15 protein-coding genes are annotated in these 18304 nt (G+C 49.2%); 8 read left to right on the plus strand and 7 right to left on the minus strand.

Features of this window, described 5'->3' with window-relative positions; genetic code table 11:
- Positions 1 to 32 precede the first annotated feature (32 nt).
- Positions 33 to 779 carry a cyclopropane-fatty-acyl-phospholipid synthase family protein gene (locus tag N0B36_RS00475; RefSeq protein WP_259685195.1) on the minus strand — a complete coding sequence of 249 codons (747 nt, stop codon included), beginning with the start codon at positions 777 to 779 and terminating at the stop codon, positions 33 to 35.
- Between the two features lie 10 nt (positions 780 to 789).
- Entirely contained in the window at positions 790 to 1047 is a 258-nt protein-coding gene (locus tag N0B36_RS00480; RefSeq protein WP_016151932.1) for a YjhX family toxin, read from the minus strand.
- A gap of 1312 nt (positions 1048 to 2359) precedes the next feature.
- Here N0B36_RS00480 and pepT point away from each other — a divergent pair.
- The 7 genes from pepT to foxA all read left to right on the plus strand — a co-directional run bounded on the left by pepT (position 2360) and on the right by foxA (position 11750).
- Positions 2360 to 3616 carry a peptidase T gene (gene pepT / locus N0B36_RS00485; RefSeq protein ID WP_259685196.1) on the plus strand — a complete coding sequence of 419 codons (1257 nt, stop codon included), beginning with the start codon at positions 2360 to 2362 and terminating at the stop codon, positions 3614 to 3616.
- On the plus strand, positions 3613 to 4974 hold the full coding sequence (gene dcuC / locus N0B36_RS00490) for a C4-dicarboxylate transporter DcuC (protein WP_016151934.1): 1362 nt from the start codon (positions 3613 to 3615) through the stop codon (positions 4972 to 4974). Before pepT ends, dcuC begins: the two co-directional genes overlap by 4 nt.
- Before the next feature lie 527 nt (positions 4975 to 5501).
- Positions 5502 to 6137 (plus strand): DUF2913 family protein, encoded by a 636-nt coding sequence (locus N0B36_RS00495; RefSeq protein WP_016151935.1) that lies wholly within the window; start codon positions 5502 to 5504, stop codon positions 6135 to 6137.
- A 91-nt stretch (positions 6138 to 6228) separates the two neighbouring features.
- Positions 6229 to 6468 carry a hypothetical protein gene (locus N0B36_RS00500; RefSeq protein ID WP_016151936.1) on the plus strand — a complete coding sequence of 80 codons (240 nt, stop codon included), beginning with the start codon at positions 6229 to 6231 and terminating at the stop codon, positions 6466 to 6468.
- Positions 6469 to 6676: 208 nt separating this feature from the next.
- Positions 6677 to 8257 (plus strand): methyl-accepting chemotaxis protein, encoded by a 1581-nt coding sequence (locus N0B36_RS00505; RefSeq protein ID WP_047498309.1) that lies wholly within the window; start codon positions 6677 to 6679, stop codon positions 8255 to 8257.
- 279 nt (positions 8258 to 8536) lie between these two features.
- The gene (locus N0B36_RS00510) at positions 8537 to 9520 is read left to right on the plus strand and encodes a helix-turn-helix transcriptional regulator (RefSeq protein ID WP_032931274.1); all 984 of its coding nucleotides are present in this window, start codon (positions 8537 to 8539) and stop codon (positions 9518 to 9520) included.
- A gap of 121 nt (positions 9521 to 9641) precedes the next feature.
- A complete protein-coding gene (foxA, locus tag N0B36_RS00515) occupies positions 9642 to 11750 on the plus strand; it encodes a ferrioxamine B receptor FoxA (protein ID WP_088583119.1) in 2109 nt (702 codons plus the stop codon).
- Positions 11751 to 11856: 106 nt separating this feature from the next.
- Here the strand turns inward: foxA and N0B36_RS00520 are convergent, their stop codons facing one another.
- From N0B36_RS00520 to N0B36_RS00535, 4 genes are all read right to left on the minus strand, one after another.
- Positions 11857 to 12366, minus strand: coding sequence for a hypothetical protein (locus N0B36_RS00520; protein WP_223307927.1), 510 nt, complete (start codon positions 12364 to 12366; stop codon positions 11857 to 11859).
- Positions 12367 to 12550: 184 nt separating this feature from the next.
- Entirely contained in the window at positions 12551 to 13645 is a 1095-nt protein-coding gene (locus N0B36_RS00525) for a 4Fe-4S binding protein (protein ID WP_047499123.1), read from the minus strand.
- 219 nt (positions 13646 to 13864) lie between these two features.
- Positions 13865 to 15253, minus strand: a complete 1389-nt coding sequence (locus N0B36_RS00530; RefSeq protein ID WP_016151942.1) for a diguanylate cyclase — start codon at positions 15251 to 15253, stop codon at positions 13865 to 13867.
- Positions 15254 to 15332: 79 nt separating this feature from the next.
- The gene (locus N0B36_RS00535; RefSeq protein ID WP_259685210.1) at positions 15333 to 15965 is read right to left on the minus strand and encodes a LysE family transporter; all 633 of its coding nucleotides are present in this window, start codon (positions 15963 to 15965) and stop codon (positions 15333 to 15335) included.
- A gap of 273 nt (positions 15966 to 16238) precedes the next feature.
- Here N0B36_RS00535 and yahO point away from each other — a divergent pair, with 273 nt between their 5' ends.
- The gene (gene yahO / locus N0B36_RS00540) at positions 16239 to 16514 is read left to right on the plus strand and encodes a DUF1471 family periplasmic protein YahO (protein WP_016151944.1); all 276 of its coding nucleotides are present in this window, start codon (positions 16239 to 16241) and stop codon (positions 16512 to 16514) included.
- A gap of 32 nt (positions 16515 to 16546) precedes the next feature.
- Here yahO and prpR read toward each other — a convergent pair whose 3' ends face one another.
- Positions 16547 to 18157 (minus strand): propionate catabolism operon regulatory protein PrpR, encoded by a 1611-nt coding sequence (gene prpR / locus N0B36_RS00545; protein ID WP_259685215.1) that lies wholly within the window; start codon positions 18155 to 18157, stop codon positions 16547 to 16549.
- Positions 18158 to 18304: the final 147 nt, after the last annotated feature.

The raw sequence follows: 18304 nt of genomic DNA on the forward strand, positions 1-18304 counted from the left end.
TATAACCTGTCTGGTTATACCGACTGGACATATTACCTCTGTATGAGTGCGAACACGCCCCAGCCAATGTACTCCCGGGTGAAGGCTACGTGGCGTGCTGGTGAACTCCTCAGTTGCTCTCTGACTTCCGGGGCAAATTCATCGTCCGGATTTGCCTCCAGCCACCGGCGCATCGTCAGCCATTTTGCCGCCTCGTATCTGTCCCAACCCTCCTGGTCAGCCAGTACCATTTCAACTACGTCATAACCGAGCAGGTCGAAAGATGAAACGAGCTCTGGCAGAGAAAGAAAATCGGCCACGGCGGTGGCACCGCAAGCCTGGGCGATCTTCTCCGTGGCGGGTATTTGACGCCAGTACGGTTCGCCGATGAGTATGATCCCACCTGGTTTGAGACTTAGTTCCAGTTGTCTGATCGTTCCAGCGACGCCGCCGGCAATCCAGGTCGCACCAACGCAAGCGGCAATATCGAATTTTTCTTTGGCGATATAACCTGTTGCATCGGCATGAATAAAACGCACGTGCTCATTGACACCCAACTCTTTGGCCCGCAGGGTGGCTTGCTCACTGAACAGCCGGCTCATATCGATACCAACGCCGGAAATACCGTGATCGCGTGCCCAGGTGCACAACATCTCACCCGAACCGCTGCCGAGGTCCAGAATGCGTGTTCCCGGTGCCATCCTTAAAACCTGGCCTAACGTGGCGTATTTCTGTGCGGTGAACGGATTATGAATGCGATGTGCGCTTTCGCTGATGGTAAAAATCTTCGGGATATCCATCTCTCTCTCCTTAGCGATTATCAAGTTGGGCGCGAACGTTGTTCAGGCCGGTCGTATTAATACGGTAGGGCTGACCATTGACGGATTTGATCAGTTTCTTGGTTCTGAGCTTTTTGAACACCTCGAGCGTGCAGTCGCAGAGCAGCAACCCTTCACGGCTATAGCATTCGACGGAAGTGACGCGGCCAGAGGCATCGCGGACGTGAGCAATACGGCCACCTTTGGCGAGAACGTGTAAGGTACGTTGTTCCTGACGGGATAAATTCATACTGGAAAACCTGTTTAATCATCATGTGCAAAACGTGCAAACACACAGCGGTGTCCGCATTCGAATTCGGCGCATTGATAACCAGTCCGGCCTGAAAAGGTCGGGAAGCTGATTATCAGATGATTACATTCTCCAGCATCAAAGCCTCGGGTTGAGTTGAAAGGTATTTACATGCTGAATCATACCTGCAAGAAACAGTAGGGGAACCTCCTTATAGTGGAAGTGTGATCTGTAACGAAAAATTGTATTTCTTTTATTTAATGACTTTTTAATTCTCGTTATGTAAATCGCATTTATTCATTAAATTAATTTAATGTTTCAGCGTCGCCAGAAACGCTATCGGTAGCCATACAGCATTGCTTTTTTATCACCTCATTGATTAGTATGGTTTACTCTTTTTGCTGGTTAATTTTGTTCTTTGATAAATGATCCTTTATCATAATTGTGGTTTTAAATGAAATTTGCAATTTAATGTTTTTAAGAATTTTCTTAACGTGGCTAAGTGTGTATACTCGGTCCTGCAAGAAGCGCTTCTGTTATCATTAAAACTATAAGTATGTCCTTAACACCCGTATTACCTCTGCCCTGAATCTCTTCTCGGGGGAGAGGTTTTTTTTGCCTGCATATTATTTGGCTTATCGTCATAAATAGAAATTTTAATATTATCGTTATTGATATTCAACATTATTGGTTACGACGATTTAGCTCTACTGACCTCTACGGCAATATTGAAATAGTATCAGCCTGAATCTATTTCATAGTGAATAGTATAATTCTGGCTATGTTTATGTGGGTATTATATAGCTTTCCTTATAACTGCCTTTTTTTCAGCGCGATAGAAGTTTTTTGCTTTTGAGGTAATTGTGATTTTGTTCACGGATTTTAGTGCGCGAAGTGGCTATTTGTAGAGAGGTGCAAACGGTTGCATGTTGCTGATACAGTATTCGTTCATTAAAAAAATATCGCGATGGTATGTCTTATGCCAGTACAGAGTACAGGAATCTAAATGATTTCTATTATCTCATAGGTATAGGGATGCCGTTTATGACTTCTGTTAGCTTAACACCATGGGAAATAGCAGTAAAAATAGACAGGGAATATGATTTTATCAATCAGAAAGGAGTTTTTTAATCGCAGGTATAATCACTGGCCTTTTTATCTTCCTTTATATAAATCGTTGTCGTAATGCCCATAAAATCAGCGTTCTGGGATGAGCGCTGATTTTATTTGGTTCTCAGATTATTTACTCCACGCTGCATGCAGAACACCTCTCGCAGTACCTCATAAATGATACATTAAAGGATCTCCTGGAATGGATATTGTTGAACGCTTTATTAACTACACGAAAATCAATACCACGACATCAAGGGAAAATGGCGCTAATGGGATAATGCCTTCTTCTCTTGGTCAAATGGAACTGGCAAAACTGCTTGCAGCAGAACTTGAAGCATTAGGAATGGAAAACATTGAGGTCAGGGATACCGCTATAGTGACGGCAACCTTACCTGCAAATACCGATGACACGATCCCGGTGGTCTCTTTTTTTGGTCATCTGGATACCAGTGCGGAACAGACGGCAGACACCAAAGCACAGCGCCTGCATTATCACGGTGGGGATTTATGCCTGAACAAAGAGCTGAATATTTACCTGCGCGAAAGTGAATTTCCGGAACTGAAAAATTATATCGGTGATGACCTGCTGGTGACCGACGGGACCAGTCTGTTGGGCGCTGATGATAAAGCAGCCATCGCCGCGATTATGAATGCTCTTGAGTATCTGGTCGCACACCCGGAAATAAAACATGGGCCGGTAAAAGTGGGTTTTGTCCCGGATGAGGAACAGGGCTTGCGTGGCGCAAAAGCGTTTGATGTTGCCGCGTTTGGTGCTGATTTTGGCTATACCCTGGATTGCTGCGGTATCGGTGAGTTTGTTTACGAGAACTGGAATGCGGGCGATGCGGAAATCATCTTTACCGGCCAGTCCGCACACCCGATGTCGGCCAAAGGTAAGTTAATGAATTCGCTGCTGATGGCGCATAAGTTTATTGCCATGCTCCCAGGGGGAGAAGCGCCTGAATATACGGAAGGGCGCGAAGGGTATTACTGGGTAAAACAGCTACAGGGTAACAGTGCCCGCACGGTACTTAAGCTGGATATCCGCGATTTCAGTGAAGAAGGTTATAAGGCGCGTATGGCGTTTATTCGCCAGCTTGCCGTCAGCACCTGTGCCCTGTGGGGGGAAAACAGCGTGGTCTGTCATTTAGCCGATCGCTACGCGAATGTGTTGAACAGTTTGCAGGGGGACGCTCACTACCCGATTGATATTGCATTCCGCGCGTATCAGAAATGCGGCATAACGCCCGCACCTGTCGCCATGCGTGGCGGGTATGATGGCGCGGTACTGTCGCAGAAAGGATTGCCGTGCCCGAATATTTTTACCGGTGCTCATAACTTCCATTCAATTTATGAGTATCTGCCGGTGCGTTCTCTGCAGGCCGCCAGTGATGTGGTGGTGGCGGTGATTGAGGAAACTTATACTGAGTTCGCGCAGCGGAGAGCTCAGTCATGATTCAGGTGTTAATCGCACTTCTGGTTATCGTGGTGGTCGCGCGTCTGATTCTGAAAGGTTATCGCGCTGAACCGGTGCTCTTCATTGCGGGCTTAGTCTTGATGATTTGCACCGCGTTAACCGGATGGGGTTCCGTATTACCGAAGGGGGTTGCCAGTACGGGAATTTCCTTTCTCGATCCTTTCGAGGTAATGCGCGATCTCTTCAGCACGCGCGCCGCCGATCTCGGCCTGATGATCATGGCGTTAATGGGATTTGCGCATTACATGGATCATATCGGCGCAAATGAGGCGGTCGTGCGGGTAGTAACGAAACCCTTACGGGCGCTGCGTTCACCCTATGTGCTCCTCTTTTTCTCCTACCTGCTCGCCAGCCTCCTGCAGTTGGCCATTCCTTCTGCAACCGGGCTTGCCGTGTTGCTGATGGGGACGATGTTCCCCATTATGCTGGGGTTAGGGCTCTCAGCGGCCTCGGCTGCCGGGGTCATTGCTACTTCGCTTGGCGTGGCTTACACCCCGACGGCAATCGATGCTATCAGGGGCTCTAAAGCAGTGAATATGGATGTAGTGGAATATGTTGTTTACCACCAGGGACCCGCCGCGCTGGCGACGGTTCTGGTTGTCGGTGTGTGCCATTTTTTCTGGCAGCGGCATTGCGACCGTAAAGCAGGGACGTTACCGCGGGAAATCGGTAGCGCAGAAGTGACTGATTCAGGAAAATCCCCGGCTTTTTACGCGCTGCTCCCCATGCTTCCGATACTGATGGCAGTAGGATCATCCGAAATGTTCGTCAGGGGTATCAACCTGAATATTATCACCATTGTCCTCATTTCAATGACCATCTGTATGCTGATTGAATGGCTGCGAGTGCGTGATTTAAAGTCGGTCTGCGAAGGTTTCAGCCATTTCCTGAAAGGAATGGGCACTGCGTTTACCGGTGTGGTTGGACTGTTGGTTGCGGCAGGGGTTTTTGCTCACGGAATTAAAGTCATCGGTGCAATCGATCAGCTCATTCTGATGGCCGAACACGTGGGATTACCGCCGTTTGCCATGGCGGTAGTATTTGCGCTGGTGACGCTGGCCGCGGCTATCATTATGGGGTCGGGGAATGCGCCATTCCTCGCCTTCGTTGAGCTCATCCCGCAAATTGCCGCCAGTATGGGCGCTAACGCCGTTGCCATGATCCTGCCGATGCAGCAGGCATCGCATATGGGACGGGCCATTTCACCGGTATCCGGCGTCGTGATTGCCGTTTCCAGCGGAGCGAAAATAACCCCATTCGATGTGGTGAAGCGTACCGCCGTACCGCTGATTGTGGGGTTCGTTACTCACACCCTGATCATCGGTATTTTCTATTAACCGTACCAGCGACAAGCCAACCTCCGGTTCATTGAATCCGGATGTTGGCTTTTTGAATTAGGCGAAATTTAAAAGCGTTAATATTACTGATACCTGTATAAAAAGCCTTGCCTGCTGCTGTGAGGCTGTCTGTCGCTCAGCGGAGGATAAAATGCGATTCCATTAGGATGTTTAATGGCTGTTTAGCGTTGGAATGGGTGTTTATCTGGGGCGTCTGGTCAAAACTATCAGGATATTTCTTCTAATCAGCAATTTTTGAAGTTTTATGATGATCATATTTTTAACAGCAGGTGGAATTGATAACCTGTGAGTATTATTAGTTTTTATCTTTATCGTATAATTCTTATTATTTATCGCTGAGCCATCCGGGCATCAATGATTAATAAGAGTGATGTGTTAAGTTTGCAATTTTATTACATAGGGATAAATTAATCTGGATCATATTTTGATGTTTTTAGTTGTAGTATTTTTTAAAATGAAATAATGCAAGATTTACATGTAATAATGATTTATTTGGGCAGGTTTAAGTGGTAAGGGATTCAGGAAAAGTTAGTACGTTACGACACCATTATCAGGATGACCTGGAAGCGTTTACCTGGAGTGCATTGGTAGCAATTGGTATCGCAATACGGGACCGTAAGATTCATTCTAAAATGTCAGAGCATCTTTTTATTATGCAATGGCTGGCCATCGCTAAAAAAAGAAAGCTCTTCTCAAGGAACGTAATCAATGAACTTCAATGGCTAATTGATGAAGGCAAGAAAAAAAGCCTCAATGCACAACTTAAATTTAAAATAGAATATCTATACTCGACTTCGAGTGGCGATGTATCGATGCAGAACGACTATTTTAAGTTTACTCATACGATTGAGGTGTTGAGAAATAATGGCTGGGAAAGCTTTCTGCTTACGCCAGAGAAATGGCGAGATCTGCATGAAAAGATTAAGGTAAGAGAAGGTAATTTTATTTTTATGGATGACACTCGGCTGCAGGCGTGTTTTGGCGTGCAGGGTGAGATTGTCAAACCCTTCTGTATCCGGGTATATGGCGATGTTGAGTTTGCAAAGTTAACGTTCATTAAACATAACCTTCCGGCTGAATTTGTAAAGCACGTTTCAAATGAGTTTTATCACTTCCATTTTCTTCTGGTAAGTAATGCTTAACTGACGATGTGAACAATGTGCTGTTAATGCAAAGAATAGATTGATCAACTTGTAAATTTATCGGATAGAAACCACGCGCCAAGGACAGCGAATGTTTACTCGAAAGTTAGTGATTGCCAACGAATGGATAAGGTTGTCTGATATTCCAGACAGTGTGTCCATTTCTTTTCGGGGCGTTCTCGAGATAACTGAAAGTACAGGTGTGCCAGACGCCAGCACGCCGTTGTTACGTTTAGAAAATGAAATGGCACCGATCACCGTCGATTCGTTGTCCTGGGTGCGGGTGCCTGTCGATAGTCAGAAAGACATTACCGTTTATATCCATAAATAATATTAATATTGAATAGTTTTGGCCTTATTTTTGCCAATGTTAGAGGGCTGCTGTTTATCGCAGTATGTCCCCCTGAGTAATTAATTTATTACGTGAGAATGAATGCGGAAACTTTCTAATAATTAACCATTTTACAGGTTAAGGTATTGCGTGATGTGTCGATAACAATTAAGTCGTAGAGGATTTTTATTGTTATGGAGATGTTTAAATGTTAAAGAATATGAGAATTAAAACCAGCCTGTTATTATTGCTGTTGTTATTTACCTTCATGCAGTTCTTTTCCAATGGGTTTGAGTTGGTTGATCTCAAAGGAAATCAAAAAAATACGTTATTACTACATAACATCATTAAGGAGCAGGATACCCTGCATAAGGTCGTTGAGGCTGTTTATAAGGTCAGAAGCGTTCGTGATAATATTCAACAACATAATGCGACCGATGCCCGACAGACAGTGAATCAAATGCAAGATCAGATGGCGTATGCCAGAAAACAGTTCGATATTTTCTGGGGTATTCCTGGATTGACGGCTGACGATCCGCAAATCGGTAAAGTCATCAGAACGGCTTTTGAGCAACAAATGAATGCTGAGCAAAAGTCTATTGATACATTAAATCAGATGCTTTCCAGCAACAGTATTATTAATGCACAAGAAAATGCTAATGCGGAACTGCTCGCGGCTCGCAAAAATTTCGATAACGAAGTGACGAATTATTACAAATCAACAATGCTGATTGGTGAGAAGATCGTTGCACAAACACACGTTCAGTTTAATACCTCGATCCTGAAAGTATCCGTGATCCTGGTCATTACGGTACTTATCTTCTTTATCTGTAATTTCTGGTTGAACCGGACCATCATTCAGCCTTTAAAAATCGTTTCTGAACATTTTGCGCGGATTGGTAAGGGCGATCTCAGCCATCCTGTTAAGGTATCGGGTAACAATGAAATCGGCATACTGTGCTTAAATTTGCATAATATGCAAAAAGGCCTGCGGGAGACTGTCAGCACTATTCGCGATGGCGTTGAGTCTATTAATATCGGTATGCAGGAAATTGCTTCCGGTAATTCCGATTTATCAACCAGAACGGAACAGCAGGCTGCGGCAGTCGTTGAAACGGCGGCCAGTATGGAACAGATTTCAGTCACAACAAAAAATAATACTGATAAGTCACATCAGGCATCCGTTATGACCAGCGAAAGTACGGAAATGGCATTGCGTGGCGAGCGTTTAATGAGTGATATGGTTGAGAAAATTCACCTGATCAGCCGTAATGCGCAAGGCGTGAACGAAATATCCAATGTTATTGATAGTATTGCTTTTCAAACCAATATTCTGGCATTAAACGCGGCGGTGGAAGCTGCACGCGCTGGTGAGTCCGGGCGTGGGTTTGCCGTTGTGGCGAGTGAAGTCCGAACGCTTGCCCAGCGCAGCGCCTCCTCGGCGAAAGAAATCAGTGAACTGGTTGCCAAAGCGGCAATTAGCGTTAAGGAAGGGGTAGAGATAGCCGAAAACAGTGGCGCCATGATGGCGGATATTGCGAAGGCAATACGCAACATTAATGTCTTAATGGAAGATATCTCTGGAGCCTCAGGGGAACAGAGTCGCGGCATCGAACAGATCCGGGTTGCGGTAACGCAAATGGAGCAAGTGACTCAGCAAAACGCCTCGCTGGTTGAGGAGATAGCCGCCACGACAGGCAGTGTGGAAGAGCAGTCGGCAATGCTATCCCAGGCTGTGGCGGTGTTCCAGGTGGAAGAAAACCAGCCTGAAATTCAGCATAATAAGTAGAGTACAAACTCGGCGGGTATCGTGGTGCGTTTGACGTGCCCGTTTATGACAGTGAGAAAGGTTGAGCTGCATATGGCTCACAGACCGCAGCTCATCAGGTGTCAATGTTGCCTGATGAGCTGCGCGAGAAGAATATCGGGAATGACGTTCTCCAGCGCGATTTGAAATCGCATACGTCATGTTGATAATAATTCTCATTATTATTGTTGTGTTGTACAGGTAATGGTAATGTTGCTTCAGTTATCAACCGTTAATCCCATTTCCTGTGCAGAAGACAGCATGAACAACACCACCGCCCTGAATACGTCCAGACGCGTAGCCCGCACCTTCTCCGTCAGCGAGTTTATGGATTTTGGTGAGCGTTACGGGATCGATTACCGCTTTCCCCTGCTGGCGCAAAAGCCGGATTTGTCGTCTTGCAGCCCCGTTCTGCAGGGGGAGGTTGAGGAGATGACGCTCCCCTGCGGGATGTGTGTCACGCACTCTGATGTGCAGGTGCTTCAACCCTACGAAACCACCTCCCGCCACAGCAGTCCTCTGTATATGCTGGTGGTTCTGGAAGGCTGCGTCATCCTGACGCTCAACGGGCAGGAGCATGTGGTGCGTTCCGGGATGGCGTTTAGCTCACGCCTGAGCGAGCATCAGACGATGCGTGCCCGCCATCATGCTGACTGCAAACTGCGCACGTTATCGCTCGGTCTGTATCCCGACGGCGCGTGGCGCACGGGGTTGCTCGAATCATTGATGCGTGAGTGGGAAAGATGCGAAACGCCGACGCTTATCTGGCAGGTGCCGGGATTTTTACTCAGCGGCCTGCAGTATGCGCAGCGGAGCACGATCGGCCATGTTTCTCGCCAACTGATGCTGGAAGGGCTGATATTACAACTGTTCGGCCATGGCCTCAGCGTGTGTCAGGTTGAGAGTGGCAAGCGGCTTGCGGCAAGCGGTGAACAGCAGCGGCTGGAGGTCGTTCGTCGTCTGCTGGAGCAGAGTCCCGAGAATGACTACACCCTCAATGCCCTGGCCCAACGCGCGGCGATGAGCCCCAGCAGCCTGCGCAGCAAGTTCCGTGCGGCCTATGGCTGTTCCGTCTTTGACTACCTGCGTGATTGCCGTCTGGAACGCGCGCGCGGCTATTTACTGGAAGGATACAGCGTACAGCAGGCGGCCTGGATGTCGGGTTATCAACATGCTACCAACTTCTCCACCGCTTTTCGGCGTCGTTACGGCTTTTCGCCTGGCGATGTGCTCAAACTTTGCTAATCCATTTTTACGTTTTGCGCACGTGCCTTCCCGACAATTTGGCACTGCGCATAGGCAACCTGGCATCCTGCATAGCTATCTCCGTTAGCAAAAAGGTAATAATTCTCACTTACAATTAGACATGCCTTTGGAGATATTCATGTTCGCGAAGACTCGGTTGGCGCTATTGGTGGGATGGGTGACCGGTAGCGTGGCTTTTCCTCTGCTGGCGCAGGAAACAACAAAAAACGATACGGTGGTTGTCACCTCGCAAATGCAAAGCGGGGCCACGAAGCTCGCCACGCCGGATCTTGAAACGCCTCAGTCGGTATCGATCATTACCCGTGAACAGTTTGAAGAGCAGGGCGCCACCAGCGTGCGCCAGGCCGTGAGCTATACGCCGGGGGTGTACAGCAATCAGATTGGTGCCTCCAACCGCTTTGACTATATTGTGCTGCGTGGTTTCTCGGATGGTAGCCTGGACAACGTCTATCTCGATGGCCTGAAGATGATGGGGGACACCAACTCACACAGCTCGCTGGTGGTCGATCCGTGGTTCCTCGAAGATATCGAAGTGGTACGCGGCCCGGCTTCCGTACTGTATGGCCGTTCTTCTCCGGGCGGTATTGTCGCGCTGACATCACGTAAGCCGTCGTTTGATGCCGGCGGAGAAGTGAAACTGTTTGCTGGCAACAATAACCAGCGCGGCGCGGCGTTTGACGTCACCGGGGCGCTGGATGATAACGATCGCGTGGCGGCACGACTGAGTGGAATGACGCGTTACGCAGACTCGCAGTTTGGCCCATTGAAAGAAGAACGTTATGCGCTGATGCCCAGCCTGACCTGGCGCATCACCGACCAGACGCGTCTGGATCTGATGGCTTATCTGCACCGTGACCCGGAAGGCGGAAGCCACTCCGGTCTGCCGTATGACGGCACCGTGGTTCCACATTACGGGCAAAAGATCTCCAACACTTTTTACGAAGGCGAGGATGATTACGACAAATACGATCGCCGTGAAAACATGGTGGGCTACAACGTTGAGCACCTGTTTGATAACGGCTGGTCGGTGCGGCAAAAACTGCGCTACCTGCATACCGACGTTGAGCTGAATCAGGTGTATGCGGCGGGCTGGCTGAATGAAACCGAGCTTAACCGCGGCTACTCCGGCTCCGATGAAAAAATGTCAGCGATTACGCTGGATAACCAACTCGACGGCAGCTTTGATACCTGGCAGGTCAACCACCGTGTGCTGGTGGGGATCGATTATCAGGATCGCAGCAACAATACCACCGGTTACTACGGTGCATTCCCGCCGATTGACGCCTTTAACCCGGTATACGGCGCGCAGCCTGATTACATCAACATGTATGCGCGTGAGAAGCACAAGCTGCGCCAGACAGGCTACTATTTGCAGGATCAGATGTCATGGGATCGCTGGCGTATTACGCTCGGCGGTCGCTACGATCAGGTCAGCGTTTCTAACATTGATAAGATCAACGATACCCGCAGCGATCTGGACAAAAACAACTTCAGCACCCGTGCTGCGCTGCTCTATTTGTTCGATAACGGCTTTGCGCCGTATGTGAGTTATTCCACCGCCTTTACGCCAACCAGCTTTGCCGATGAGAACGGCAATTTGCTGGATCCGATGAAAGGCAAGCAGTGGGAAGCCGGGCTGAAATATGAGCCGGAAGGACTCAACAGTCAGTTCAGCGCGTCGGTATTCCGTATCAATCAGACGAATATCGCCACCAAAGAAGAGCCGACCGATCCGTACCGCTCGATTGGGGAAATTGAGTCTGAAGGGGTAGAGCTGGAGGCCATTAGCCAACTGACGGAGAGCTTCCGTCTGCAGGCGGCGTATACCTATACCGACATTCGCTATAAGAAAAGCAGCCCGGAAGAGCAGGGTAAGCGTGCAGTGTACGCGCCGCGTAACCAGGCCAGTACCTGGCTGAGCTACGATGTGAAAAGCGGTCCGCTGGATGGCCTGACGCTGGGCTCAGGCGTACGTTATGTCAACGGTATTGCCAGCGATCGCCTGAATACTCACACCCTGCCGTCCTACACGCTGGTGGATATGGCAATTGGCTACGACTTAACGAATATCGGTATTAAAGGGTTGAGCGCTCAGTTGAACGTCAACAACCTGACCGACAAGCGCTACGTTGCAGCTTGTAATTCGCTCTCATACTGCTACTTCGGCGCCGAGCGTAGCATTGTCGGCAGCGTTTCATGGAAGTTCTGAGTATCGTTTTTTAGCCGGATGGCGGCGCTGGCGTCTTATCAAGCCTACAGATGCGTGCAAAGTGTAGGCCTGATAAGCGCAGCGCCATCAGGCTGGGGGATTGCGGTTATTGTGTAAAACCGTTTTGCATACAAATCTGCGCGCTGGTTCTCAGGGTAAAGGCGACTTTGTCTGGGTACTGGCTGTAATAGTTATGCTCTTCTTCCAACCCTTTCGCCTGCGCCAGACGTACCGTTTCCAGCGAGCAGGTACGGTAGATCAGGTCTTTATTCATATTGGTCTGCTTTTCACGCTGTTTATCTGCGGACAGCGCCAGCCAGCTCTCGGACAGCGAGTAATCGTAGACCACCCGGTTTCCTTTCGCCTGCACATTTTCAATGGTAATGAATTCGTCGATTTTCAGTCTTGGCTGCCCACGCATTTTTTTCTTATCTTCTGCGGCGGCATATTGGGCCAGCGCATTAATATCCATGCCTGCTATTTTCTGTTTATAGATATCGACATAAGCGGCGGGCTGCTGATAACGCTGAGCGTAAGCGTTTCTTAATTCTCCATCGCTCACCGTACAACCCGCCAGAAACAGAGGTAAAAGCAGCGCCAGTTTTATTTTAGTCATGATGTTATCCCGTTCATTATTGTGATCCCAGTCGCCCATAACATAATAGAAAAAATGATTACGGGTGATATTTAAGGTTGTATAAACGGGGGCACGATGACACAAGTGCAATAGTCTTAAAATGGCGTTACAGGCAGGAAACCCTGCCAGAATTGGCAGGGGTTTTGAACATACTGGTAAAGCATTAATGGCCGATCATTTTTGCTTTCGGGATCAGCTGGAAATACAGGTGATCCGGCACCGGCGTATCCCAGACATTGGCATAAACCGCGTAACCAATGGTGGCAAACAGAATCCCCAGCACCAGTATTGTCATGGCAATACCCGACAGTGCCGTTTGTCGCCATAACGCTTTACCGCTGCCTTTTGCACCCGGCGGTGTCTGCAGGGAAAAGCTCAGCGTTGAAGCCACCGGACAGGATTCAACACAGGTCATGCAGCCAGTGCATTCCACAGTACGCACCTGAATCAGTCTGTCGACCGGGATTTTCGATGGGCAATTTTTCGCGCATTTCCCGCAATCAATGCAACTGTCGGCGTTGCGGCGGATTTTAAACGGCGAGAACAGCGAGAACAGACCAAGCAGTGCGCCGTAAGGGCACAGATAACGACACCAGGCGTTGCGAATAAACAGGCTCAGGAGGCTGATAACCACCACGGAGATGAGCGTGGCGGAGCCAATATGGCGAAAGAAATCGAGCATCTTCACATCGATGATGATTCCATAGGCTGACGTCAGAAAGTACTGAATCCCCTGGGCGGGCATCGACAGGGCGATATACAAGAAAAACCCCAGCAGCAGATACTTCAGGCTGAGCAGCGGGATATCCAGCCAGCGCGGCAGCGTAAAGTTACGACCGAATAATTTTCTCCCCAGATTACCGAGCAGTTCGGAAAGCGTCCCCACTGGGCATAACCATGAACAGAAAGCTTTTTTTAACAACAGGCTAATCAGGATAAACGCAACTAACAGCAGCATAGAGGCGGCATGGATGGGCGGAAGAAAACCGGTCTCTAGCGTATAGCGGAAATTCATCAAACCCGCTATCGGCAGCCATCCCTCAATACCGCCGGGCCTTGGAATATAAACGCTGGTGCCGGCGGTTTCGAAATAGCGGACCCAATACCAGAACGCCACGCCAATATAAATATTGATAGCCAGCAGGAGAAACTGGGTGGCTTTTCGCCAGCTGCTGGCGTTGCGCCAGTCATTCCACGGCAGTTTGCCCCCGGTCGTGCCTGGGCGGCGCTGCCAGCGCGTTCTCATCTTCCCGTTCATGGTTTTATAGTATCCCTCATATTTCCCCTTCTGCATTCAGAAGGCGTCATCACCGGGATATGCTAGCGCTATTCAGATTTGGTGTATTTGATTTGCATCTTATTACGCGGCTGTTATTTTCTTCATGCCAATATGCCTGAAAAATAATAACAGCCCGATATTTATCACAGGTCAGATAAATACCCTGAACGGGGTATTTATTTCTCTGCAGGGCAACGATTATTCCTGATAAACCTCAACGCGGTCGCGGCCATTACTTTTCGCCAGATAAAGTGCGCGATCGGCTTTATCAACCAACTGTTTATAGTCGGGATGATAGTCATATTCGGCAATACCAATACTGACGGTAATAGAAAACGTTTCTGTCGCTGAGGCTGCCATGCGCATCTCGGCAATTTTCATACGCAGCGTTTCCAGAATAATACTGGCCTGTGTTTCATCTGACTCGACGAGCAGAATCATAAATTCTTCGCCACCGTAGCGGAACACGTAATCGCTGCTGCGGATATGATCGTAAATGACCGCTGCGACGTTTTTGAGCGTCAGATCGCCAGTATTATGCCCGAAGTTATCGTTAATTTGCTTGAAGTAGTCGATATCCAGCATCGCCAGGGTAAAAGGCTTACGCGTATGTAACGCCAGCGAGATCTCGCGCCGCATGATGGTCGGAATAAAGCGGCGATTAAGCAACTGGGTCAGCGAATCTTTACCATTTTCCTGCTTAACCAGCGCGTCGAACATTGAGGCGAGCAGGAAATGGATTTTTGCCGATAGCTGGCGTACATCCTGCAATAAGCTCATCCGCTCGGGTTCTGTCGGCTGATGCTGATGCGACAGGGTTGTTGTCAGACGACTGTCGATCTCTGCAATCAGTGATTCCATCTTATTCAGCAGATTGCTGTTGCCGAGGATATGTTTTCCCTTATGTGATAACCACATACCGAAGTCAGAATTCGCCAGAAACACCATCTCACCGAAAGGCATTCCGGTGGCGATGTTATAAATAAACTGGTTTTCCCAGTCGGTAAACGAACGGATTTGCCGCTCGCGCTCGACGTTAACGTCATCGTAAATAGTCTGTAGACGGTACTGCTCCTGCGTGTGCATAGAGTTTTGAAAACTGGGGGAATAGGAGACCGTCATGGCCTCCAGCGCAGTATCCATTGCCAGACTGCTGAAACAGATAGCATCGCTCAGCAGGGCGGGAGTGGAATCCGCCTTTGTTTTTAACACCCTGTACAGCTCATCTTTCAGCTTGCGCGCGCCGCGGTTAACCAGATCGATGGGCAGGCCGATACGGGCATGCACCACACCAATTTTGCGCTGTTTGGCCAGCAGTTGTGAGAGATCTTCGTGGGCGCTGCCAAGTACGCTGCGCAGCCAGTCAAACATGCTGCCGCTGAGGCGGGTACTGACCTGTTCTGTATTGAGGAACAATGCGCTCTCCGCATGGGAGAGCATATAGTCATAAAAAACGGTTACTAAATGGCGGATCTCTTCATCGCTTAACGATGTCAGGAGTGTGTGAACTTCAGGCGATGTTTGACGTAACAGCGCCTGCCATTCTGTAAGGAGTAATGTGTCGTTTACCGGTTCAACCTGTTCCATCTTACTGCCACTCAACGTGCGATTAAAAATTCAGGCGGTATTACGGACAATTACCTCACGATGGTCAAGTTAAACTCTCTTATCGATAGCTAATACCTTCATAAATAAGCCTGAGCGCGAAGACACCAATAATGGCGCCAATCACCCGGCTGGCAACCCGTTGGATTCGGCCATACGCACGGCGCACGGCGGGCAACGAAAACGCCTGGCTGAGAAAAATACGCCAGATAACGGAAGACAACACAATGCCGGCCCAGGCCATCAACCTCGCCCATGTTGGCGTGTCTGCGCTTAAGGTGACCGAGAAGATACTAATAAAAAACAGCACGGTTTGCGGATTAGATAAATCCGTTAATAACCCACGGCGGAAAAACACATACCAGGGGGCGGAAAGCGGCTGCTGTAGCGTTGGCATTTGCGGTGTCGCCTGATGCCGGATGCTGTTCCAGGCGAACCACAGCAGATAGGCGCCGCCGACAATCTTAATCAACGAAAAAATTTCTTCACACTGAGTGATAAGCGTCGCCATGCCAAAGAGCCCGAGGCCAGAGTAGAACGCATCGCCTAAGGCGACGCCCAGACCGGTTATCACGCCCGCTCGTCGCCCTGACGCCAGACTGGTTTGCACCACCACAAACAGGTTCGCGCCGGGGTTAAAAAAAGTTAAAACAAACAGGCTGACGGTGAGTACGACGGCGTGCAGAGGTTCCATAGACAACAATTCCTCAGATTCTCATAAAGTTAACACTATAATTTCAGTGCGCTGCCTGTTCTGAGGATCAACTCACACTGGCTATTGAAACTTTGAACAGGTTGACGCGCTGCTACCCGGTGACCGGTTTTTTCTGCGCCGCAAAATCTCTATATATTCCTGCTGAATGTGGATTTTTTATCCAGGCTGGACTAGTTATTAATCATCCTTGAATCGCGTTATGTAATGTTCAGGGATCGATGATGGCGTAATAACAAAACCTGGAGCTGGTCTATGAAAACTGGAATTAAAGTACTTATTGGTGCATTAGCTTTTGTCGTGACCAACGCATATGCCGCGGAATTTATGACAAAACTTGAATTTGAAAAGGTTGAGTCGCAGTACACAAAAATCGGTGATATCTCAACGAGTAATGAAGTTTCTGTCTCAGACGCTAAAGAAGAGCTGCTGAAGAAAGCAGAAGAGAAAGGGGCCGATGTGGTGGTATTAACCTCCGGTCAAACGGATAATAAAATCCATGGCACAGCCAATATCTACAAGAAAAAATAATACACTACTGTAAAAATCACGATACCCGCCGGTCATTGTATCGGCGGGTTTTCTTTTAATCTGCGCCAGAAGGTGGTTCGGCTTACCCCGAGATATCGTGCAGCCGCGGTTTTATCGCCATTGAATTGCGCCAGCACCTGCTGCGGCGTGAGCGATGAGGATACCTGCGGCGCGTAAGCAGCAACGGCCAGTTCCGGTAACAGTTGCTGCAGGAATTGTACGTTCAGCTCCGGCTGCGGCTCGACGCTTAAAAACAGCGCCAGGCGCTCCATCATATTACGCAGTTCACGGATATTCCCTGGCCAGCCATAATTCAGTAACGTCGGTTGACTCAGACCCAGCCCTTTGCGCACAGGTTCAGAAAACGGCACCTCCAGTTCCGCCAGCGACTGTTTTAAAAAGCCTTCCGCCAGCGGCAGGATATCGGGCAATCGCTCGCGTAGCGGCGGTAGCGTGAGGCGCAAAATACTCAGGCGATAAAACAGGTCGGTGCGAAATTCTCCCTGTTTTATCTCCTGCTCCAGATGACAGTGGGTGGCGCTAATCACCCGTACATCGACCGGAATCGGCTGATGTCCACCGACACGGGTGACCTCTTTTTCTTCCAGCACGCGCAGCAGTCGGGTTTGTAACGGCAGCGGCATTTCGCCTATCTCATCAAGAAACAGCGTTCCGCCGTGGGCGATTTCAAACAGACCCGCGCGTCCTCCCCGACGGGAGCCGGTAAAGGCGCCATCCTCATAGCCGAACAGCTCCGCTTCCAGTAATGATTCGGTGATTGCCCCGCAGTTGACGGCAACAAACGGCGGCGAAGGTTTACCGCGCCGGTTCTCCTGACGGGTGAAAAACTCACGATGAATTGCCTGCGCCGCCAGTTCTTTGCCCGTGCCTGTTTCGCCCTGAATCAGCACCGGTGCACGCGAACGGGCATAAAGCATAATGGTGTGCCGCACCTGTTCCATCTGTGCCGAGTGACCGCGCATATCCCCCAGCGCATAGCGGGTGCGCAGCGTATCGCCGGAAACGTACGGACCGTTTCTGCGCAGCGTCAGACGAGTCATATCGAGCGCATCGACAAAGGCCTGGCGCACGGTGGCCGCCGAATAGATAAAGATGCCGGTCATGCCTGCTTCTTCAGCCAGGTCGGTAATCAACCCCGCGCCGACGACCGCCTGCGTGCCGCTGGCCTTCAGCTCGTTGATTTGTCCACGGGCATCTTCTTCCGTGATATAGCTGCGCTGTTCAAGCTGCAAATTGAAGGTTTTTTGAAAAGCGAGCAGCGCGGGGAGGGTTTCCTGATAGGTAATGACGCCAATCGACGAGGTGAGCTTTCCCGCTTTGGCCAGCGCCTGTAGCACGTCAAACCCGCTGGGTTTAATCAGGATCACCGGAATAGATAAACGGCTTTTCAGATACGCCCCGTTGGAACCCGCGGCAATGATGGCATCACAACGCTCGGTGGCTAACTTCTTGCGGATATACGTCACCGCTTTTTCAAAACCAAGCTGAATAGGGGTGATGGTTGCCAGGTGGTCGAACTCCAGGCTGATGTCGCGAAACAGTTCGAACAGGCGCGTGACCGAAACGGTCCAGATAACCGGTTTGTCGTCGTTCACCCGCGGCGGAAGATGCGTATCAGCCATAACCATCCTAAAAAGTAAGGCACCGAGTATTAGGGTTTAGTTGTGTTTCATTAATGTTGCAATGAAACGTGAAGGAACGTTTCATGAAACGATAGCTGACACGCTTTTGTGCAACAAAGATACAAGGATTTAATTTAATATATTGTT

The organism is Citrobacter sp. XY323 (assembly GCF_025106035.1).
In the GTDB taxonomy this organism is placed as follows: domain Bacteria; phylum Pseudomonadota; class Gammaproteobacteria; order Enterobacterales; family Enterobacteriaceae; genus Citrobacter; species Citrobacter braakii.